This window comes from Burkholderia sp. ABCPW 111, from assembly GCF_000773065.1.
GTDB classification, from domain to species: Bacteria; Pseudomonadota; Gammaproteobacteria; order Burkholderiales; family Burkholderiaceae; genus Burkholderia; species Burkholderia savannae.
In genome coordinates this window covers 1-20711 of sequence record NZ_JPWT01000096.1, presented here as the reverse complement: position 1 = coordinate 20711, position 20711 = coordinate 1, and the positions used below count along the sequence as shown (strand labels likewise).

General features: G+C 70.6%; 18 protein-coding genes and 2 pseudogenes. 9 read left to right on the top strand and 11 right to left on the bottom strand.

From position 1 onward, the window contains the following. Positions 1-179: 179 nt before the first annotated feature. The 3 genes from kdsB to lpxK all read right to left on the bottom strand — a co-directional run bounded on the left by kdsB (position 180) and on the right by lpxK (position 2336). A complete protein-coding gene (kdsB, locus tag X946_RS22155; protein ID WP_038752088.1) occupies positions 180-971 on the bottom strand; it encodes a 3-deoxy-manno-octulosonate cytidylyltransferase in 792 nt (263 codons plus the stop codon). A gap of 149 nt (positions 972-1120) precedes the next feature. Beyond that, complete coding sequence (locus tag X946_RS22150) at positions 1121-1327, bottom strand: Trm112 family protein (RefSeq protein ID WP_038752086.1); 207 nt, start codon at positions 1325-1327, stop codon at positions 1121-1123. After that, on the bottom strand, positions 1308-2336 hold the full coding sequence (lpxK, locus tag X946_RS22145) for a tetraacyldisaccharide 4'-kinase (protein ID WP_038752083.1): 1029 nt from the start codon (positions 2334-2336) through the stop codon (positions 1308-1310). The genes X946_RS22150 and lpxK overlap by 20 nt, the downstream gene beginning before the upstream one ends. A gap of 451 nt (positions 2337-2787) precedes the next feature. On the opposite strand from lpxK, the gene xseA reads away from it, so the two are divergent. Beyond that, a complete protein-coding gene (gene xseA / locus X946_RS22140) occupies positions 2788-4170 on the top strand; it encodes an exodeoxyribonuclease VII large subunit (protein WP_038752081.1) in 1383 nt (460 codons plus the stop codon). 205 nt (positions 4171-4375) lie between these two features. Continuing rightward, on the top strand, positions 4376-4954 hold the full coding sequence (gene sodB, locus X946_RS22135) for a superoxide dismutase [Fe] (RefSeq protein WP_038752078.1): 579 nt from the start codon (positions 4376-4378) through the stop codon (positions 4952-4954). Positions 4955-5084: 130 nt separating this feature from the next. Here sodB and X946_RS36385 read toward each other — a convergent pair whose 3' ends face one another. Continuing rightward, positions 5085-5654, bottom strand: a complete 570-nt coding sequence (locus X946_RS36385; protein ID WP_226377154.1) for a hypothetical protein — start codon at positions 5652-5654, stop codon at positions 5085-5087. On the opposite strand from X946_RS36385, the gene X946_RS22130 reads away from it, so the two are divergent. Both X946_RS22130 and X946_RS22125 read left to right on the top strand, forming a co-directional pair. Next, positions 5641-6678 (top strand): hypothetical protein, encoded by a 1038-nt coding sequence (locus tag X946_RS22130; protein ID WP_226377153.1) that lies wholly within the window; start codon positions 5641-5643, stop codon positions 6676-6678. The genes X946_RS36385 and X946_RS22130 overlap by 14 nt on opposite strands. A gap of 30 nt (positions 6679-6708) precedes the next feature. Then, entirely contained in the window at positions 6709-7077 is a 369-nt protein-coding gene (locus tag X946_RS22125) for a hypothetical protein (RefSeq protein WP_152611772.1), read from the top strand. Between the two features lie 97 nt (positions 7078-7174). Here the strand turns inward: X946_RS22125 and chrA are convergent, their stop codons facing one another. Together chrA and X946_RS22115 are read right to left on the bottom strand one after the other, a co-directional pair. Next, a complete protein-coding gene (chrA, locus tag X946_RS22120) occupies positions 7175-8380 on the bottom strand; it encodes a chromate efflux transporter (RefSeq protein WP_038752070.1) in 1206 nt (401 codons plus the stop codon). A 284-nt stretch (positions 8381-8664) separates the two neighbouring features. After that, positions 8665-9411 (bottom strand): annotated as a pseudogene (locus X946_RS22115) (Crp/Fnr family transcriptional regulator); the annotation flags it as partial. Positions 9412-9516: 105 nt separating this feature from the next. Here X946_RS22115 and X946_RS22110 point away from each other — a divergent pair. The 3 genes from X946_RS22110 to X946_RS22100 all read left to right on the top strand — a co-directional run bounded on the left by X946_RS22110 (position 9517) and on the right by X946_RS22100 (position 12612). Next, a complete protein-coding gene (locus X946_RS22110; RefSeq protein ID WP_038752067.1) occupies positions 9517-10044 on the top strand; it encodes an Mpo1 family 2-hydroxy fatty acid dioxygenase in 528 nt (175 codons plus the stop codon). Positions 10045-10053: 9 nt separating this feature from the next. Continuing rightward, complete coding sequence (locus X946_RS22105) at positions 10054-11271, top strand: 2-dehydropantoate 2-reductase (RefSeq protein ID WP_038752064.1); 1218 nt, start codon at positions 10054-10056, stop codon at positions 11269-11271. Positions 11272-12006: 735 nt separating this feature from the next. After that, entirely contained in the window at positions 12007-12612 is a 606-nt protein-coding gene (locus X946_RS22100; protein WP_038752145.1) for a class I SAM-dependent methyltransferase, read from the top strand. Between the two features lie 78 nt (positions 12613-12690). Here X946_RS22100 and X946_RS22095 read toward each other — a convergent pair whose 3' ends face one another. From X946_RS22095 to X946_RS22085, 3 genes and pseudogenes are all read right to left on the bottom strand, one after another. After that, entirely contained in the window at positions 12691-13965 is a 1275-nt protein-coding gene (locus tag X946_RS22095) for an EAL domain-containing protein (RefSeq protein ID WP_038752062.1), read from the bottom strand. A 455-nt stretch (positions 13966-14420) separates the two neighbouring features. Then, the gene (gene mdtD, locus X946_RS22090; protein WP_038752059.1) at positions 14421-15860 is read right to left on the bottom strand and encodes a multidrug transporter subunit MdtD; all 1440 of its coding nucleotides are present in this window, start codon (positions 15858-15860) and stop codon (positions 14421-14423) included. A 120-nt stretch (positions 15861-15980) separates the two neighbouring features. Beyond that, a pseudogene (locus X946_RS22085) lies at positions 15981-16463 on the bottom strand (MerR family DNA-binding transcriptional regulator); the annotation flags it as partial. Positions 16464-16624: 161 nt separating this feature from the next. Between X946_RS22085 and X946_RS22080 the strand changes: the two are divergent. Further along, on the top strand, positions 16625-18022 hold the full coding sequence (locus tag X946_RS22080; RefSeq protein ID WP_038752056.1) for a CoA transferase: 1398 nt from the start codon (positions 16625-16627) through the stop codon (positions 18020-18022). 21 nt (positions 18023-18043) lie between these two features. Here X946_RS22080 and X946_RS22075 read toward each other — a convergent pair whose 3' ends face one another. Continuing rightward, the gene (locus tag X946_RS22075; protein WP_038752055.1) at positions 18044-18790 is read right to left on the bottom strand and encodes a GntR family transcriptional regulator; all 747 of its coding nucleotides are present in this window, start codon (positions 18788-18790) and stop codon (positions 18044-18046) included. A gap of 167 nt (positions 18791-18957) precedes the next feature. On the opposite strand from X946_RS22075, the gene X946_RS22070 reads away from it, so the two are divergent. Beyond that, positions 18958-19803 carry an aldo/keto reductase gene (locus tag X946_RS22070; protein WP_038752052.1) on the top strand — a complete coding sequence of 282 codons (846 nt, stop codon included), beginning with the start codon at positions 18958-18960 and terminating at the stop codon, positions 19801-19803. 605 nt (positions 19804-20408) lie between these two features. Here X946_RS22070 and X946_RS32030 read toward each other — a convergent pair. Beyond that, a partial coding sequence (locus X946_RS32030; protein ID WP_200886443.1) for a hypothetical protein occupies positions 20409-20711 on the bottom strand: 303 nt, incomplete at its 5' end.

The following is a 20711-nucleotide window of genomic DNA, read 5'->3' as shown; positions in this document are numbered from 1 at the left end:
GCGCGAGACGCTACGGGACCCGCGGCGCGGCTCGGCGGTTCTGTCGCAAGCGCGGTCGACCGGTCTAACTGCGGCGCGTCGGTGGCGACGCGCGGCGGCCGGCGAATGACGGGCTTGGAGCGAATCTCGGTGAGCGGCGCGGGCGGATCGCTCGCACAATCATTCGATTATGCCATGGGTTATTTGGCGCGAGACCGAAAAAGGGCCTGCACGCGTTCGAGATCGGCCGGCGTGTCGATGCCGGCCTCGGGCGCGTGCTCGGTGACGAGCACCGCGATGCGCTCGCCGTGCCACATCGCGCGCAACTGCTCGAGCTGCTCGGCCGCCTCGATCGGCGCCTGCGCGAGCGTCGGATACGTGCGCAAAAAGCGCGCGCGATACGCGTAGAGGCCGATGTGCCGATAGACGGGGCACGTCGGCGCGGGCATTGCCGCGACGTTCGGCCAGTGCGGCAGGTACGCGTCGCGCGACCACGGAATCGGCGCGCGCGAGAAGTACAGCGCGACGCCGTTCGCGTCGAGCACGACCTTCACGTAGTTCGGATTGAACACGTCCTGCGCTTCGTGCAGCGGGTGCGCGGCCGTCGCGATCGCGCACGACGGATGCGCGGCGAGGTGCGACGCTACGTCGCGCACGAGCTGCGGATCGATCAATGGTTCGTCGCCTTGGACGTTGACGACGATCGTGTCGTCGCCGAAGCCGAGCTTGGCGGCGACTTCGGCGAGGCGGTCGGTGCCGGACGGATGGTCGGCGCGCGTGAGCACCGCGTCGAAGCCGTGCTCGCGCACCGCGTCGAGGACGCCTTGCGCGTCGGACGCGACGAGCACTTGCTGCGCGCCCGCCTCGCGCGCGCGTTCGGCGACGCGCACGACCATGGGCTTGCCGCCGAGATCGGCGAGCGGCTTGTTCGGCAGGCGGGTCGACGCGAGGCGGGCGGGAACGACGGCGACGAAAGGGAGCGAGGAGGTCATCGGACGTGCGCGAAGCGGCAAAGGGTTCGAAAAGTGCGCCCGCGTGGCTTGGCGGGCGGCGGAGTCGGGGCGGGCGGTGCTTCGGCGCCCGCGCGCGGGTGAGGCGGCAACGGCGCGCGCGACGCGAGGCGCGCGGCGCGGCGTTGCCTTCAGCGGCCCTGCGCCGGGCCAGCCGGATCGACCGGCGTGCCTTCGACCGTCTGGCGCGCTTCGTCGACGAGCATCACCGGGATGCCGTCGCGGATCGGGTACGCGAGCTTGTCGGCGTTGCAGACGAGCTCCTGCGCGCCGCGGTCGTAGTGGAGCGAGCCCTTGCAAATGGGGCATACAAGGATTTCAAGCAGGCGTGCGTCCACGGAGTTTCTCCACAACGAGAGCGATAAGGCGGGGGTCGAGCGCGGCTTCGACCGGGACGACCCAGATTCGAGCGTCGCGCCACGAAGTCCCCAATTTTACTGCATCCTTCTCGGTGATCAGGATCGCGTCGAAATGATCGTCGACGAACGGGTTGCGGGCGAACGCGTAGTGGTCGGGCAGCGCGCGCGTCGCGGGCGCGACGCCCGCCGCGCGCAGCGTCGCGAAGAAGCGCTCGGGCGCGCCGATGCCGGCCGCCGCGAGCACGCGCTCGCCCGCGAACTGCGCGAGCGGCTTGCGGCGCGACGGCTCGTCGAGATGCCACGCGTCGCCGGGCGCGAGCGAGAGCGCGAACGTGTCGGGCCACGGCGGCAGCGCGCGGCTGTACGGATCATTGACGAGCGTCGCGTCGCGACGGCGCGACAGCGGCTCGCGCAGCGGGCCGGCGGGCAGCAGGAAGCCGTTGCCGCCCAGGCGGTGATCGAACACGACGATCTCGACTGCGCGAGCGAGCCGGTAATGCTGCAGGCCGTCGTCGCTCACGACGACGTCGACGTCCGGATGCGCGGCCGTGAGCGCGCGCACGGCGGCGACGCGGTCCGGGCACACCCACACGGGCGCGAGCGTGCGGCGCGCGATCAGGAGCGGCTCGTCGCCCGCCTGTTGCGGCGGCGACGCGGGCGTGACCGCGGTGGGCGCGGCGATCTTCGCGCCATAGCCGCGCGACACGACGCCCGGCGTGAAGCCCGCGGCGCGCAACGCGTCGACGAGCGCGATCACGGTCGGCGTCTTGCCGGTGCCGCCGACCGTCACGTTGCCGACGACGACGACGGGCACGCCGCAGTCGATCCGCTCCTTCCAGCCGCGCGCGTAGGCGGCGCGGCGCAGCGCGGCGATCGCGCCGAATGCGCATGCGAAGGGCGCGAGCGCCCATGCGAGCGCGCCGCGGCGCTGCCACTCGCGGGTCAGGCGCGCTTCGGCGCGCGCGAGGAGTCGCGGCTGCGCGCTCATGGCGCGAGGCGCGAGGCGCCGCGCGGCGCGGCAGAGGACGGATTCGTCAACACGTTTCTCCGGAAGGCGGCCGGCGGCCGCGCGGTCTGCGAAAGGCGGCACTCTAGCGCGCCCGGCGCGCGGCCGGCAAGTCGCGCGGGTGCGGCGTGCGGCCCGCGCCGCGCCGTCGCGCGCTGGAACGGGCTGTGGATAACTCTGTGAAGAACTTGGCGCCCGGCTGTCCGGCAGGGCCGCGCGGCGGGCTTTCAATCGGCGGGATGCGTGCGGGGGATGCCGAAAAACTCATTGAAATCAAGTGCTTGCTTGAAATCATCAGGGGTTTCGGGGCGATTGTTACGACGCCGTCCCTGTTTCGATGCCCGTGTGGACACTTGAGCGGCCCCGCACGCGCGGCTTGCCGTGCGCGCCGAGGCAGTCTATCGTTGGGCCGCCTGAAATCATCCGACCGTCCATGCATTCCGAAACCACTTTCGCCGGCCCCGGGGGCGCGCCCGCGGGCGACGGCGTCATTCCCGTGTCCGCGCTCAACCGCGCGATCGGCACGATGCTCGAACGCACGTTTCCGCTGCTGTGGGTCGCGGGCGAAGTGTCGAACTTCACGCGCGCGGCGAGCGGTCATTGGTACTTCTCGATCAAGGATCAACAGGCGCAGATGCGCTGCGTGATGTTCCGCGGCCGCGCGCAGCACGCGGAATTCACGCCGCGCGAAGGCGACAAGATCGAGGTGCGCGCGCTCGTCACGATGTACGAGCCGCGCGGCGAGGTGCAGCTCAGCGTCGAGGCGATCCGGCGCACGGGCCAAGGGCGGCTCTACGAAGCGTTCCTGCGGCTGAAGGCGCAGCTCGAGGCCGAAGGGCTCTTCGCACCCGAGCGCAAGCGGGCGCTGCCGACGCATCCGCGCGCGATCGGCATCGTCACGTCGCTGCAGGCGGCCGCGCTGCGCGACGTGCTGACGACGCTCGCGCGCCGCGCGCCGCACGTGCCCGTGATCGTCTACCCGGCGCCCGTGCAGGGCGCGGGCGCGGCCGAGAAGCTCGCGGCGATGGTCGAGGCGGCGAACGCGCGGCGCGAGGTCGACGTGCTGATCGTCTGCCGCGGCGGCGGCTCGATCGAAGACTTGTGGTCGTTCAACGACGAGGGGCTTGCGCGCGCGATCGCGGCGAGCGGGGTGCCCGTCGTCTGCGGCGTCGGGCACGAGACCGATTTCACGATCGCCGATTTCGCGGCCGACGTGCGCGCGCCGACGCCGACGGGCGCGGCCGAGCTCGTGAGCCCGCAGCGCGCGCTGTTGTTGCGGGAGCTGAGCGACAGGCAGGGCGCGCTCGCGCGCGGCCTGCGGCGCGGGCTCGATCTGCGCGCGCAGCAGCTCGACTGGCTCGCGCGCCGATTGGTCAGCCCGGCCGAGCGTCTGGCGCGTCAATACACGCACGTGGGCCAGCTCGCCGCGCGGCTCGCGGCGGCGGGCGCGCGGCCCGTGCGCGACGCGCGCGCGCGCTTCGCGCTCGTGCAACTGCGCTGGCAGCGCGCGCGGCCCGACGTCACGCAGGCGCGGCAGGCGCTCGCGACGCTCGCGCAAAGGCTCGAGGCGACGCTGCAGCGGCGCCTCGAACGCGATGCCGCGCGCGTTGCCGCGTGCGCGGCGCGGCTCGAGGTGTTGAGCCCGCAGCGCACGCTGGAGCGCGGCTATGCGGCGCTCATCGACGCGCAGACGGGCCGCGCGGTGCGCGCGCCGTCGGCGCTCAAGCCGCAACGCCGGCTCACCGTGCATCTCGCGGAAGGCTCGGCCGACGTGTCGCTTGCCGACGTGCAACCGCGTCTTTCGGATACATTCTGATGATGCGACGCGCGTGCGGCATGCGAAACGGCACGTGCTTCGCGCGCGCCGTTTCGCGCGTCGCGGATGCCGCGTCAACGTCGATTTTTCGGATGTGACGGATAAAGGCCCGCGAGTTTGCGGGGTTATTCGGAGTCGCCTACAATCGGGCGTTCCGCGGCATCCAATATTGCCCTCCCTACATACAACTTCGAAGGAACCGATCATGGCTCATACGCTCCCGCCGTTGCCGTACGCTGAAGACGCGCTCGCTCCGCACATCTCGCAGGAGACGATCCAGTTTCACTACGGCAAGCATCACCAGGCTTATGTGACGAACCTGAACAATCTGATTCCCGGCACCGAGTTCGAGAGCCTGTCGCTGGAAGAGATCGTGAAGAAGTCGTCGGGCGGCATCTTCAACAATGCCGCGCAAATCTGGAACCACACGTTCTTCTGGAACAGCCTGTCGCCGAACGGCGGCGGTGCGCCGACGGGTGCGCTCGGCGACGCGATCAACGCGAAGTGGGGCTCGTTCGACGCGTTCAAGGAAGCGTTCACGAAGGCGGCGGTCGGCACGTTCGGCTCGGGCTGGGCGTGGCTCGTGAAGAAGGCGGACGGTTCGCTCGACATCGTGTCGACGAGCAACGCCGCGACGCCGCTCACGACGGCCGACAAGCCGCTCCTCACGATCGACGTGTGGGAGCACGCTTACTACATCGACTACCGCAACGCGCGTCCTAAGTTCGTCGAGGCGTTCTGGAACATCGTGAACTGGGACTTCGCCGCGAAGAACTTCGCGTAAGCGGCCCGTCATCCGACGAATTCAATTCGGAAAAGAATCGAGCGATACGCAGTGACAAGATTTCGAATCCGTCTCGAAGAAAAAGCCCTCCGCCGGAGGGCTTTTTTTTCGCCTTTAACGGGGGCTCACCCTACTTGCATTGCGTTGACGTTACATCAGCGGATTGGCCGATGGCCGTGAGTTTCGGCATCGACGAGCGGGCCGCATGCGCTCGTCGGGGGACGCATCGCGACGGCCGGCCGATCCGTCCGTTCACCGCGCGCTCTGCGTGAGCGATTGCGGTTCCATCGCATTTTTTTCGGGGCGTGGCGTTGGCTCGCCACGTCCCGTTTCGCCGGGCGACGGTGATTTCATCGTCGCCCGGCATCTTGTGTGCCGTCGCGTCCGGGGGGGCGCGGTGCTTTTCTTTCTTCTTAGAAAAGGTAGATGACAACATGGCACTTTCACGAGGCACTCGCACCTTGATCGGTGCAACGCTTTGCGCATCCGTCGCGCTGATGACCGCTGCTTGCGGCGGCTCGGACGGCTCGGGCGACGGGGCGAGCGCGAGCGTGCTCAAATCGCCGCATGGCCAGGGCAAGTCGGGCACCACCAGCAGCACCGGCGGCACCAGCACCACCGGCAGTACGGGCAGCACCAGCGGCAGCGGCGGCACCAGCAGCACGCAGAGCACGATGGCGCTGCAGATGGCGGACTTCATCCTCGCGCAGCAGGACGTCAACGGCGCGATTCCGGACGAGGCCGGCACCGCCACCGCCAATACGGACTCCGACATGGAGTACGCGTTGATCGGCCTGGCGGCCGCCTACGGCGCCACCCATGACGCCAAGTATCTGAACGGTCTCGAGAAGGGCATCGCGTGGCTCGCCGCACGCGAGGAGATGACCGATCCGGCGTGGACGGGCAGTTGGCGTTACGCGTATTCGATGACGCCGCCGTACGACGCGATCCCGACGTCGCCCGGCGCCGGCATCGCCGACGTGCGCGGCGTGGACGCGACGTCCGCGCTCTTCGTCTATCTGCTCTACCTCGACCGTCAACTGACGGGCAGCACGGCGCTCGTGACGCAATACGGCGCCAACGCGCGGGCGGCGCTCGACTTCGTTCTGGCGAAGAACATCAACCCGAGCGGCTACTCGGGCAGCTCGTGGCAACTGCCCGTCGGCAGTACCACGTGGCAGTTCTGGCCGTACGAGTACGCGGCGGATCAGGGCGACGTCTATCTCGGCATGAACGCGGGCGGGCTGTTGTTCCCGGACAATCCGAACTACGCGGCGAAGGCGGCGTTCCTGAAGGCCAACGTGCCGTCGCAGTTCTACATGACGGACGCGCAGCGTTATTCGGTCGGCCGCGACACGGGCGCTCCGCTCGACGCGGATCTCGGGATCGACACGATCTTTCCGCAGGGCTACCTGCCGTGGGTGTTCGGCGCCAATACGCAGAGCATGGGTTCGATTCAGTGGATGATCAACCAGACGGCCGCCGACGGCAGCATCCGCTCGCCGTCCACCGATCCCGCCTATGCGTTGTCCAACGTGATCCTGCTGCTCGGCGCGCCGACGCAAGGCATGCAGGCGCCGTCGACGACGCTGCCGTGGATCGTCAACAACGTGCTCGATCCGCAGACGTACGGCATCCACGACTTCCCCGGCTCGCCGGACCTGGAGACGAACGTCTCCGGCTTTGCGGTCACGGCGCTGCTCGGGACGAAGGCGTTCCCCTGATCGGGGCGTGAATCCGGCGGGCGGCATCGAATGCCCGCCGGATTCGGCAATGGCGGCCGGATGCGCTCGACGGAGCGCGTCCGGCTCGCCCGCCCGCGCTGCCGGCGACGGCGGCGCGGGGGCGCACGGCGCGATCGCGCCGGCGCGCGCGGCATCGGCGACGCCAAGGCGATGCGCAATCGCGCGCCCGATCCCGCAGCGCAATTCCGCATCCCTTTCCGTGATGTCGTTGCGTCATCCGATCGATGGCGGGCATGCGCGCGCGATCAACGAGGTGCGCGCAGGCGCGGCCGCCGCAGCGGCGGCCGTCGTCGTCGTCGTCGAGCCGCGTTCGACGATCCTCAGATCCTTCGTTCCTTCAATATGCCGATCCGCCGATCCGCCGATTCGACGATTTGACGATTTGACGATTTGACGATTTGACGATTTGAATATCCGACCACCGGCGACGATTTGCGTGCCGCAATCGGCCGATCGGGTGGTCGATGCAATCCGATCACGCGGAAAAGACGGCCCACCCCGCGATGCAAGCGCCGATCACCACGATCCAAGGCGGCACGCGCCAGAACGTGAGCGCGACGAACGCGACGAGCGCGGCGACGAAGTCGCGCGGCGCGAGGATCGCGCCCGTCCACACCGGCTGATAGAGCGCGGCGAGCAGCAGCCCGACGACGGCCGCGTTGACGCCCGCGAGCGCCGCCTGCATCCGCGCGTTCTTGCGCCAGCGCTCCCAGAACGGAATCGCGCCCGCCACGAGCAGGAACGACGGCGCGAAGATCGCGACGAGTGCGAGCGCGCCGCCGAGCCAGCCCGACGGCGCATCCTTCATCGACGCGCCGAGAAACGCGGCGAACGTGAAGAGCGGGCCGGGCACGGCCTGCGCGGCGCCGTAGCCCGCGAGAAACGTCTGGCCGCCGACCCAGCCGGGCGCGACGACCGACGCCTGCAGCAGCGGCAGCACGACGTGCCCGCCGCCGAACACGAGTGCACCCGCGCGATAGAACGCATCGACGATCGCGAGCGCGTGGCTGCCCGACGCGCGCGCGGCGAGCGGCAGGCCGATCAGGAGCGCGCCGAACAGCGCGAGCAAGCATGCGCCCGTGCGGCGGCGCAGCGCGATCGGCAGCGGATCGTGCGCGCCGTCGCGCGCGGGATCGACGTGCAGCAGCCCCGCGCAGCCCGCGGTCGCGATGACGGCGAGCTGCGTCCACGTCGACGGCGCGACGAGCGCCGCGCCCGTCGCGATCGTCATGATCGTCACGCGCCGCGCGTCGGGGCACAGATTGCGCGCCATGCCCCAGACCGCCTGCGCGACGACGGCCGCCGACACGATCTTCAGCCCGTGCAGCGCGCCCGGCGCGAGCGCATGGCCGGTCGCGCCGGCCATGCCGTAGGCGAACGCGATCATCGCGAGCGCGGACGGCAGCGTGAAGCCGGCCCACGCGGCGAACGCGCCGGCGTAGCCCGCGCGCGACAGGCCGATCGCGATGCCGACCTGGCTGCTCGCGGGGCCGGGCAGGAATTGGCAGAGGCCGACGAGGTCTGCGTAGCTGCGCTCGCCGAGCCAGCGCCGCCGCACGACGAATTCGTCGCGGAAATAGCCGAGGTGGGCGATCGGACCGCCGAACGACGTGAGGCCGAGGCGCAGGAACGCGACGAAGACGGGCCAGGCGCGGCCGGGGGCGGAGCGGGATGCGTGCATACGGTGGCGGTCGGGCGTGCGGACGGAGGGCGATACGCGATGATAGCGGACGCGCAGGGAGCGCCGCACGGGTGCGCGGATTCCGATCCTGCCGCCGCTGTTTGCGGCTACGGCTGGCCGCGCGAGGCGCGCGCGCGGCTCGCGTCGTCGGTGTCGTTCGCGTTTTCCGCGTCGTTCGTGTTGCTTGCGTCTTTCGCGTCTTTCGCGGCGTCCGCGTTATCCGTGACGTCCGCGTCGCCGGACGCCCGTGCATCGCCTGGCCGCCGCGCGCCGCCGCGCGCGCCATCGCCGGCGTTCCCCGCGTCGCCCACGCCGCGCGCGCCGCCTTCCGCGCGATCCGCCGCGCCGCTCGCCGCCCATAGCGCGTCCAGGTCGATGATCTCGATTTCGCCGACGTGCAGCTTCACGACGCCGCGCGCCGCGAGATCCTTGAGCAGCTGGTTCGCGGTTTGCCGCGACAGCGACAGCATCGCGCCGAGCCGCTCCTGCGACAGCCTGATGCGCCGATGCCGCGCGCTGATCCCGCCGTAGCCTTCGGCGATCATCAGCAGCCGCGCCGCGAGCCGCTGCGCGGCGGGCAGCAGCGTGAGCGCCTCGACGTTCAGGAACGACATGCGCAGCTTCTGCGCCATCAGAAGCGCAAAATGTCGCCAGTAGCGCGGCGTGTCGTCGAGCAATTGCTGCAGCGCAGCTTGCGGGATGTGCAGGAGCAGCGCGTCCTCGAGCGCGATCGCGTCGTGCGTGCGCGGCAGTTCGTCGAAGAGCGCGATTTCGCCGAACCACGTCGTCGGCCCGGCGACGGTGAGAAGCGCCTCCCTGCCGCTCGCGTCGACGGCGCCCACCGACAGCGCGCCGCCCAGCACCGCGTAGAGCCCGCACGGCGCGTCGCCGCGGCGGAACAGGACCTGGCCTGCCGCGAGCCGGCGCGGCGTCGCGGCCGCGGCGAGCGCATCGCGCAGCTCGGCGGGCAGCGCGCCGAACCACGGATGCGCGTCGAGCTGGGAGCGGTAGGGTTCGAGGAGCGGATGCATCGGCCGTGGGGGTGTCGGGTAGCTGACAGAGAAATCGTCGCGTGACGGGCATGATAGCGCTCACTCGCAACCGGCATCGAACATCAGGCGTCAGGAGGAGACACGATGAGAACCTTGGTCGATCAACTCGCGCAGTACGCGGCCTATCATCGCGACGCGCGCAACATCGCGACGCATCTCGTCGGCATTCCGATGATCGTCGTCGCGGTGACCGTGCTGCTGTCGCGGCCGGCGTTCGCCGCGTGGGGCGCGCTTGCGCTCACGCCCGCGGCGCTCGTCGCGCTCGCGGCGGCGATCTTCTATCTGCGGCTCGACCTGCGCTTCGGCGCCGCGATGGCCGTGCTGCTCGCGCTGAGCCTCTGGGCCGGCCGCGCGCTCGCCGCGCAGACGACCGCGCTCTGGCTCGGCGCGGGTCTCGGGCTCTTTTTCGTCGGTTGGGTGATCCAGTTCGTCGGCCATTACTTCGAGGGGCGCAAGCCCGCGTTCGTCGACGATCTGGTCGGGCTCATCGTCGGGCCGCTGTTCGTCGTCGCGGAAGTCGCGTTTTTCGTCGGGCTGCGCGGCGAAGTGCGCGACGAGATCGAGCGGCGCGTCGGGACAGTGCGCGCCGGCGCGCGCAATGCGCGCGTCTGATTCGCGTCGATGGCGACGATCTGCATCTACGGCGCGGGCGCGGTCGGCTGCTACATCGGCGGTCGGCTGCTCGCGGGCGGCGCGGACGTCGCGCTGATCGGCCGCGAGCGGATCGGTGCCGAATTGCGCGCGCACGGTCTTGCGCTGTCCGATTATCGCGGCCGTGACGCGCGCGTGCCGCCTTCCGCGATCGCGTTCTCGACCGTCGATGCCGACGCGGATGCGAACGCCAACGCAGACCTTAGCACCAGCGCCAACTCCAGCACCAACGCCAACGCCAACGCCAACGCCAACGCCAACGCCAACGCCAACGCCAACGCCAACGCCAACGCCAACACCAACACCAACACCAACACCAACACCAACACCAGCACCAGCACCAACGCCAGCGCCAGCGCCAACACCAACGTTGCCGCGGCCGCCGAGCTCGTGCTCGTGACGGTGAAATCGGCGGCGACCCCTGCCGTCGCCGCCGCGCTCGCGCGCGTCGTGCGGCCTGGCGCGATCGTCGTCAGCTTCCAGAACGGCGTGCGCAACGCGGACGCGCTGCGCGCCGCGCTGCCGGGCGCGACCGTGCTCGCCGGCATGGTGCCGTTCAACGTGATCGCGCGCGGCGCGGGCGGTTTTCATCAAGGTTCGGCGGGCGAGCTGCAAGTCGAGGCCGCGCCCGCGCTGCAACGTTTCGCCGGCGCGTTCGAGCGCGCGGGGCTGCCGCTCGTGCCGCGCGCGGACATGCGCGCCGTCCAGTGGGCGAAGCTGCTGCTCAATCTCAACAACGCGATCAACGCGCTCGCGAACCGGCCGCTGAAGGAAGAGCTTGCCGCGCGCGGCTATCGGCGCTGCCTCGCGCTCGCGCAGACGGAGGCGCTGCGGCTGCTGTCGGCGGCGGGAATCCGCCCGGCGCGGCTCACGCCGCTGCCCGCCGCGTGGGTGCCGCGATTCCTGAGCGTACCGGACGCGTGGTTCGCGCGGCTTGGCCGGCAGATGCTCGAGATCGATCCGCTCGCGCGCTCGTCGATGTCGGACGACCTGGCCGCGGGGCGGGCGACCGAGGTCGACTGGATCAACGGCGAGATCGTGCATCTTGCGCAGCGGCTCGGGCGCGCGGCGCCCGTCAACGCGCGCCTATGCGCGCTCGTGCACGAGGCTGAGCGGGCGCAGGCGCGGCCGGCGTGGGGCGGTGATGCGCTCTATGCCGACTTGCGCGCGGCGGCGCGGGCGGGGTAGCACGGCTGCGGCTGCGGCTGCGGCGCAGGACGGGGCGGTGCGAGGACGCTCGCGCGTGGTGCCGCGCGGTTGTCGGAACGCGGCGCTTCGATTGCGTCGCGCCGCGCGGTTCGATGCGGCGATGACCGGCCGCCCGTGATTCGTTCGATCGCCGGTTCGGCGACGGCCGATAGGGCATCGTCGAAGATTGGATGTTGATCGCCGGCGCAGTCGATTTATCATGCTGGCCGACAGGCGACAGGCGACAGGCGACAGGCGACAGGCGACAGGCGACAGGCGACAGGCGACAGGCGACAGGCGACAGGCGACAGGCGACAGGCGACAGCCGGCAGCCGGCAGCCGACAGAGTGGAGGCAACAGCCGGTGCTCAATGGTCGACGGCTTCTGGCTCGTCGGCGGCTATCGCATCACGGCCGTCCCGGGCGGATCTCTTGCCGTTCATGTACGCGACCGAGTGCATCGGCCGGGGCGGCCGACGCCACCAACATCAACGCCAACGCCACTTTCGAAGTCGAAGTCCACATCCGCACCAACGCAATCGACACCAACCGCCGCAACGCGCGGCGAGCCGCGCCCGCGTGCCGAATCTCGTAGTCGCCGCATCGACGCCATCGTCGCCGCGCCTCTCGCCTGCGCGACGTCCGCATGCGCGAAGCGCCCGCGGCGATTACCATGACGCGAGCGCGCGCCCGCGCCCCGCGAGCCGATGCGCAGCCGCCCGCCGAGGAGACGACGATGGACCGCACGACGCTCGACGCGTACGACCGCCACGCGGCCGACTACGCACGCGAATGGGCCGAACAACCCGCGCCCGACGACATGTACGCGCTCCTCGAGCGCTACTTCGAACCCGGGTCGACCGTCGACATCGGCTGCGGCGCGGGCCGCGACGTCGCGTGGCTCGCGAGCCGCGGCTTCGATGCATGCGGCTACGACGGCAGCGCGTCGCTCGTCGCCGAAGCGCGGCGCGGCCACCCGGCGCTGCGCTTCGAGCAGGCGCTGCTGCCCGCGCTCGCGGGCGTGCCGTCCGGCGCGTTCCGCAACGTGCTATGCGAGACGGTGATCATGCATCTGCCGAGCCAGGACGTCGACGCCGCGCTCGCGCGGCTCGTCGAGCTGCTCGCGCCGGGCGGCACGCTGTATCTGAGCTGGCGCGTGGCGTCGGACGGCGCGCAGCGCGACGGGCGCGGTCGCCTCTACGCGGTCGTCGAGCCCGCGCGCGTGCACGCGGCGCTCGGCGACGCATGCGACGTGCTGTTCGAACAGGAAAAGGTGAGCGAGTCGTCCGGCAAGTGCGTGCGCCGGCTCGTCGTCAGAAAGCGCGCTCGCGCGGCCGGCTGAACGTCGCGTCGTGCGCGCGAACGGCGCAGCGACGCGCGGCCAGGAGCGAAGCGGCGGCGGGCGAGCGCCCGTCCCGGTCTAGTCGCGGTGCGCGGCCGCTTCCCAGTTGACGTCGACGCACAGCACCTGCATGCCTTGCGCGGCGGGCGTCGCGATCGACGCCGTCACGCACAGGTGCGCTTCGTTGATCGACAGATAGGGCGGCGTGAAGTGCACGCGCCCCGGCACGCGCATCGCCTCGATGAAGTACGGCCGCCGTTCCCAGCTCGCGCCTTCCGAATGCAGCAGCGGGCTGAAGCGCTTTGCGCGTTGCGACGCGTGCACGTGCGGCAGCACGTTGTCGCCGATCTGCCGGCCCGACGCGTCGAGCAGGAAGCAGCGCGCGGCCTCCGGCAGTTCGAGCAGTTCCTTCGACGCTTCGGTCAGGTCGCGGCCTTCGCGCAACAGCGCGCTCGCCTGCAGCAGCGCGGCGACGTACGGCGCGAGGCGCGCGTCCTGCGCGCGCGAACGCTCGGCGACGCGCAGCCGCAGCGCGGCCGACAGCGTATCCATGATCGACGCCGCGACCTGCGGCTGCACCGGCTCGACGCTCGGCCCGGCGAAGTACTGCCCTTGCACGAAATCGACGTCGCATTCGAGCGCGATGAGCGCCTCGCGCTCGGTCGTGATCCCGCCCATCAGCACGAGCTGCCCCGATTCGTGCAGCAGCGACACGAGGCCGGGCAGCACGCGCTCGAGGTGCGAATGCTCGCTCGCCTGCGCGAGGATGCCGCGATCGAGCGTGACGATGTCCGGATGCAGGTGCCAGACGCGGTCGATGTTCGAATGCTTCGCGCCGAAGCCGCCGAGCGCGATCAGAAAGCCCGCCTTGCGCAGCCCGTCGACGATCGCCGCGAAGCGCGGCGTCTCGCCGCCCGCCTGCTCGGGCACTTCGAGCACGACGCGCTGCGCAGGCAGGCCGAGCGCCTTCAGGTTCGCGAGGAGCGCGTCGCCGTAGACGGTGTCCATCAGCGCGGCCGGATGCAGGCTCAGGAAGAGCCATTCGTCGTGGCTGTCGAACGTGTGGAAATTGCCGAGATGCAGCGATTCGGCGAGGCGGCCGAGTTCGAGCAGATCGCCGCGGCGCGCGGCCTGCGTGAACACCTCGTGCGACGGCACCTGGTCGCCGTGCGCGTCGTGCGCGCGCAGCGACGCGTGGTAGCCGATCGCGCGGCGATGCGACACCGAGAACACCGGCTGGAACACGCTGAATACGGTGTAGTCGCCGTACAGCACGGTGCGCCGGTTGCCGTCGTCGCCCGCGATCGGGCGCGGCGACTGGAAGCTGGGGGGATCGATGTCGATCATGCTCATGATTCGGCTGCTTGAGAACCGTCAGTTTACCTACAGAATAGGCGAGCAAGAACTGTGCGCAAAAAGGCGCTCCGGCGTGCCGCAGCATCGCGCGCCGAGCGGGGGGCGTGCACCCGTGTGGTGCGCGGCGCTTCGCGATGGCGCGAAAGCCGGGCGCGCGGCCCCTGGGGCGATTCGCGGCGGCGTCGCGATGGGCCGGTGGACGGGCGGCGACGCGCGTCGCGGCGGGTTGCGCTGCGACAATCGGACGCTCGGATGCGTAACGGCTTGTTCGCTCAGAGGTTCGGACGCTCGGACGCGAACGCGTTCGCGGCGCGCCGAAGCGGCCGCGCACCTTTCGCGGCCGTCGCGCGCGCAAACGCCCGCGCGCCGCGCTCCCCGCCGCTCGTGCGCCGTGCGCCGCCTCCGCCATGCCGGTTGCACGTTCGTCGGTCGCGGCGGCGGCCGCGTTCGCGTCACGCGCGCTCGGACGGGTCGGTCTTGCGCCGAGCGGCGCCGCGCACGTCGGGGGACAGTTGCGCGAAGATCCACGCGGACGCGGCGGTGATGATGCCGACGCAGATGAACGTTGCGTGAAACGCGGGCAGCGAGTGCGTCGGCGTGACGCTTCGCATCATGCCGGTGAATGTCGCGAGGAGCGCGCCCGCGACCGTCACGCCGAGACTCATCGACAGCATCTGCACGAGCGAGAACAGGCTGTTGCCGCTGCTCGCGCCGCCCGTGCCGAGATCCTTCAGCGTGAGCGTGTTCATCGCGGTGAACTGCATCGAGTTGAAGCCGCCGAACAGGGCGAGCTGCGCGATCTTGAGCCAGGCCGGCATCGCGTCGCTCATCAGCGCGAAGCTCGCCATCATCAGCCCGACCATGATCGTGTTCGCGAGCAGCACTTTGCGATAGCCGTGCCGCGTGATGAGCACCGTGATGATCCGCTTCGAGAACATCCCCGCGGCCGCGACGGGCAGCATCATCAGGCCCGCTTCGAACGCGCCGTAGCCGAGGCTCACCTGCAGCAGCAGCGGAATCAGATACGGCATCGCGCCGCTGCCGATGCGCGCGAACAGGTTGCCGAGCAGGCCGACGCTGAACGTGTGGATCTTGAAGAGCTCGAGCGAGAAGATCGGCTGCGGCGCGCGCACCGCGTAGAGGCCATACGCGACGAAGCACGCGAGGCTCAGGATCAGCAGCACGAGCACCATCGCGTGCTGCATGCCGAGGTCGGCGAGGCCGTCGAGCGACATCGAGATCGCGATCATCCCGATCGTCAGCAGCAGATAGCCTTTCAGGTCGAAGCGGCCCGCGGCCGGATTGCGCGCGTCGGGCATCGAGTAGAACGTCGCGATGCAGCCCGCGATGCCGACCGGCACGTTGATGAGGAAGATCCAGTGCCACGATGCGATCTTCACGAGCCAGCCGCCGAGCGTCGGCCCGATCAGCGGGCCGATCAGGCCCGGAATCGCGACGAACGACAGTGCGGGCAAATAGCGCTCGGCGGGAAACGTGCGCAGCACGGCGAGCCGTCCGACGGGCAGCAGCATCGCGCCGCCGATGCCCTGGATCACGCGGAACGCGACGAGGAGCGGCAGCGTGCGCGCGTTCGCGCACAGGAGCGAGCCGAGCGTGAAGATCAGGATCGCGCTGAAGAACACGCGGCGCGTGCCGAGCGTATCGGCAAGCCAGCCGGATACCGGGATCATCACGGCCATCGTCAGCGAGTACGCGATCACGACCGACTGCATCCGCAGCGGCGATTCGCCGAGGCTCGCCGCCATCGACGGCAGCGCGGTGTTGACGATCGTCGCGTCGAGGGTCTGCATGAAGAAGCCGGTGGCGACGAGCCACAGCATCACGGTCAGCGATTTTTCGCTCGGGGAGACGGCGGGCGGGGCTTGGAACATGAAAGCGAGGCGCGGCGGGCGCGTTCGGGGCGGGCAGCCGACATTGTAGGGAAAGCCGGCGATGCGTGCAGTAACGGGGGCGGTGCGCGAGATCGCCGCGCCCGTGGCCTTGCACGAAGACGGCCGCGGGCGCGGCGAAGGGCAGCAGCGCGAGCGCGCGCGCGAGCGGCGGGCGATCGCGCCATGGATCGATCGCGCCGTGCCAGCGCGCCGCGTCGAACGACGGCGCGGCGAAGGGCGCCGCCTGCACGCGCGCGAGCGGGCAGTCCCACAGCAGCGCGGCGGCCTCCTCGAGCGTCGCCGTCGTCGCGAGCGCGATCGCATCGCGGCCGCGATAGTTGAGCGCGCCGTCCGCGATCTGCGTGATCCGCGATTCGAGAACGGGCACGCCCCAGTCGAGCGTGCGCTCGGCGACGTTGCCCGCGCGCTTAGCGTCCGCGCGGCGGCGCGCGAGCAGGCGAACCTCGTTCGCGCCGTAATAGCGGCGCTTGCTCGCGCCGTCGGCGCGCGAGCGCAGCAGGCCGCGGCTCACATATATGCGTAGAGGGTCGTCACGCTGACGCCGAGCAGTCGCGCGGCTTCGATCGCGCTCAAGCGGGGCATGTCGGCAGTTCTTCGTGTCGAAGAGCGCACGTTCGGGCGCGGTGCGCGCCGACGCTCGCGTGGCGGCCGCGCGCCGCGCATGGATGCGCGCATTCGGGATTGAATGCGCGTGCACGCAATTCTAGACTCGTTTGCATGCACACCACGACGAGGCCGCTGCGATGAATCCCCGGCGCGCATTGACGCATCTGTGGCATCTCGCGGACGGCGATCCGGCCGCGCTCGAACGCGTGGATCTCGACGGCGACGATCCGTGCCTGCCGTCGGCGCATCGAATCGGCGCGCTCGCGGCGGCGTCGATCGCGGCGGCGGGGCTTGCCGCCGCCGAATGCGATCGCTTGCGAACGGGGCGCGCACAGCGGGTTCGCGTGTCGGTGCGGCATGCGCTCGCGGCGTTTCGCAGCGAACGGTATCTGCGCGTCGACGGCCGCGCGCCGCCCGAGCCGAGGCATCCCGTCACCGGTTTCTACGAGACGCGCGACGCGCGCTGGATTCAACTGCACGCGAATTTCCCGCATCACCTGCAAGGCGTGCTCGACGTGCTCGGCTGCGGCGGCGAACGCGCGCAGGTCGCGGCCGCGATTCGCGGTTGGGACGGCGACGCGCTCGATGCCGCGCTCGCCGACGCAGGGTGGTGCGCGGCGCTGATACGGTCTCCCGAAGAATGGCGCGCGCACGAGCAGGCGCGGGCGCTCGCGTGTGAGCCGCTCTTCGAGATCGAACGCACGGGCGACGCGCCGCCGCGGCCGATCGGCGCGGGCGCGGCCGGGCAGCCGCTTTCCGGCGTGCGCGCGCTCGATCTGACGCGAATCATCGCGGGGCCGGTCGCGGGGCGCACGCTCGCCGCGCACGGCGCGCAGACGCTCGTTGTCACCGGCCCGCATCTGCCGAACATTCCCGCGTTCGCGATCGACAACGGTCGCGGCAAGCGCGCGGCGTTCGTGGATCTGCGCGACGCGGCGGGCTGCGCGACGCTCGATGCGCTCGCGTCGCAAGCGGACGTGTTCGTGCAGTCGTACCGGCCCGGCGCGCTCGATGCGCGCGGCTTCGGCGCGCGCGATCTCGCGAGGCGGCATCCGGGCATCGTCTGCGTATCGGTGTGCGCATACGGCTACGGCGGCCCGTGGGCGTCGCGTCGCGGCTTCGACAGTCTCGTGCAGTCGGCGAGCGGCATCGCGTGGGTCGAGCGGCAAGCGGCGGGCGGGCGCGTGCCGAGGCCATTGCCGTGTCAGGCGCTCGATCACGCGACCGGCTATCTCGCCGCGTTCGGCGCGATGACGGCGCTCGCGCGTCGCGCGCGCGAGGGCGGCAGCTGGCATGTGCGCGTGTCGCTCGCGCAGACGGGGCGATGGCTGCAATCGTTCGGCATCGTCGAGGGCGGCGAGCGCATGCGCGACACGACGCTCGACGACGTTCAGGACTGCCTCGACGACGCGCTCGCGTCGCCGTTCGGCGCGGTGCGCGGGGTGCGGCACGCGGAGACGCTGTCGGCGACGCCGCCGCGCTTTTCGCGCGGGCCCGTGCCGCCCGGCAGCGACGCGCCGCGCTGGCTGCCGTGACGCGTGCTTGCGGCGCGCGGCCTACTTGCGCAGCTCGACGACGAAATCGTAATAATCGTTTCGACAGTAAGTGTCGGTGAGCTCGATTGCGCGCTGATCGTGCGTGAAGCCGATCCGCGTGATGAGAAGGAGCGCGTCGTGCGGCGCGATGCCCATCTGCCGCGCGATCTCGTCGGTCGCGTTGACCGCGCGAAAGTGCTGCAGCGCGCGCACGATCGGCGTGCCGCGCTGTTCGAGATAGCTGTACAGCGAATCGCCGATCGCCTGCGGGTCGGGGACGATCGTTGCGGGAAACGTCGAGTTCTCGACCGCCATCACGATGCCGTCCGCGAGCCGCAGGCGCTTCAGGCGCGTGACCGACGCGGCGGGCGACAGCCCGAGCTGGATCACCTCGTCGCGGTTCGCGGGCTGGATCTCGCGCGAAAGCCACGTCGAGCTCGGCGTGAAGCCGCGGCGCTTGAGCATCTCGCTGAAGCTCGACAGCCGCGACAGCGGATCTTCGTAGCGCGGCTGGATGAAGTTGCCCGCGCCTTGCGTGCGCCGGATCAGCCCTTGCTCGACGAGGAGCGCGATCGCCTTGCGCGCGGTGATCCGCGACACGCCGAGCGACTCCGCGAGCAATCGCTCCGACGGCAGCGCTTCGCCCGCGGCCCAGCGGTTGTCGTGAATCGCGTCGCCCAGCTTGCGGGCGAGTTGCAGGTAGAGCGGCGTGTCGTTGTCGGGGTCGGGGCGCAGGTCGGACCAGCGGTCTTCCGTCGATGGCTTCATGGAGTGGACGTAGAAAACAGTGCGGCCATTCTAAGACATCGCGTGCCGCGGTTATACCCGGTTTTTGCGCCGAACGCCGTCCGAGGCCGCGCGAGTCGCTACACTGACGAATCACTCGCGGGCCGCGCGCGACGCGCACCGCATCCGAACCTGTGACGAGGAACGATATGGCCAGCATGCTCGACACCGTCGCGTTGCCCGGAGGAGAACGCATACCGAAGCTCGGGCAGGGCACCTGGGAAATGGGCGAGCGGCCCGCGACGCGCGCGGCCGAAATCGCCGCGCTGCGCGAAGGCGTCGAGCTCGGGATGACGCTCATCGACACCGCGGAAATGTACGGCGACGGCGCGACCGAGACGCTCGTCGGCGAAGCACTCGCCGGCGCGCGCGATGCGCTGTTCATCGTGAGCAAGGTCCTGCCGCATCACGCGAGCCGCGCGGGCGTTGTCGCCGCGTGCGACGCGAGCCTGAAGCGCCTGCGCACGGATCGCGTCGATCTGTATCTGCTGCACTGGCGCGGCGCGATTCCGCTCGCCGAGACGATCGCGGGCTTCGAGGCGTTGCGCGACGCGGGCAAGATCCGCCACTGGGGCGTCAGCAATTTCGACGTCGACGACATGGAAGCGCTCGCCGCCGAGGCGGGCGGCGGCGTCTGCGCGACGAATCAGATCCTCTACAACCTCGCGCGCCGAGGCCCCGAGTTCGATCTGCTGCCGTGGCTCGCGCGCCGCGAGATGCCGGCGATGGCGTACAGCCCGATCGATCACATGCGCCTTCCGAAGCGCACCGCGCTCGACGACATCGCGCGCGGGCGTGGCGTATCGCCGATGCGCGTCGCGCTCGCGTGGGTGCTTAGGCAACCGAACGTTCTGGCGATTCCGAAGGCAGGCAGCGTCGAGCATGTGCGCGACAATCGCGCGGCGCTCGACCTCGCGCTCGACGAAGAGGAGCTCGCGCGGCTCGACGCGCACTTCAAGCCGCCGCGCGGCAAGCGGCCGCTCGAAATGCTGTAGCCGCGCAGCGCACGTCGCGCAGACGCGATCGATGCGGGCGGGCGGCGGCTCGCGCAGTGCGTGGGCCGCGCGGCGCGCCTGACCGATCGGATCGCCCGCCCGCGGGCGGGTAACGGAAAGCTCGTCCGTTGTTGGACGGGTTTTCGTCTCATGGGCCGCACAGCGCCATGTTCGCCGCCGGGGCATGAGCTGTTTCGACGCGGCAGACATCGAGAACTCGTCGACGACGCATGGGGTGCGGCAGGCGCGACCCAACAGATTCTCTACAACATTGCGCGCGCGCGGATCGGAAATCGACCTGTCGCCGCGGCTCGTGGTGCGTCGGATGTTATCGATGCCGTATCGTCCGATCGACCACGCGCGCCGCGCCTGCCGAAGCGTTCGTTGCTGGACGAGATTGCGTGGGTGCGCCGCGCGCTCATATGGTGCCCGTCCAGCCTGGCGCGTTCGCGGCCACGACGGCGGCAGTGATCGAGCGCGCGCGAGAACCGCGCCGCGCTCGATACCGTATCGTGCGATGACGAATGGCGCGCGGCTCGGCGCGCACCTTCGTCCGCTGCACGGCACGCGCGCTCGCGGCGCTTTGACCTGAGCGCCGCCGCAGGTCAGTGGCCGTTCCCGTGGCCGCCGTTGCCGCCGCCGCCATTGCCATGGCCGCCGCTGCTGCCGCCGTTGCCGCTGCCGCCGGCACTGCTGCCGCCGTTGCCATGGCCGCCGTTGCTGCTGCCATTGCCGTTGCCAACGCCGTTGGCACCACCATTGCCGGCGCCACCACTGCCGTTGCCATTGCCGTTGCTGCCACCGTTGCCATGACCGCCACCGTTGCCGGTGCCGCCGGTGCCGCCGTTGCCGTTGCTGCCGCCGTTGCCGTTACCACCGGCATTGCTGCCACCGTTGCCGTGGCCGCC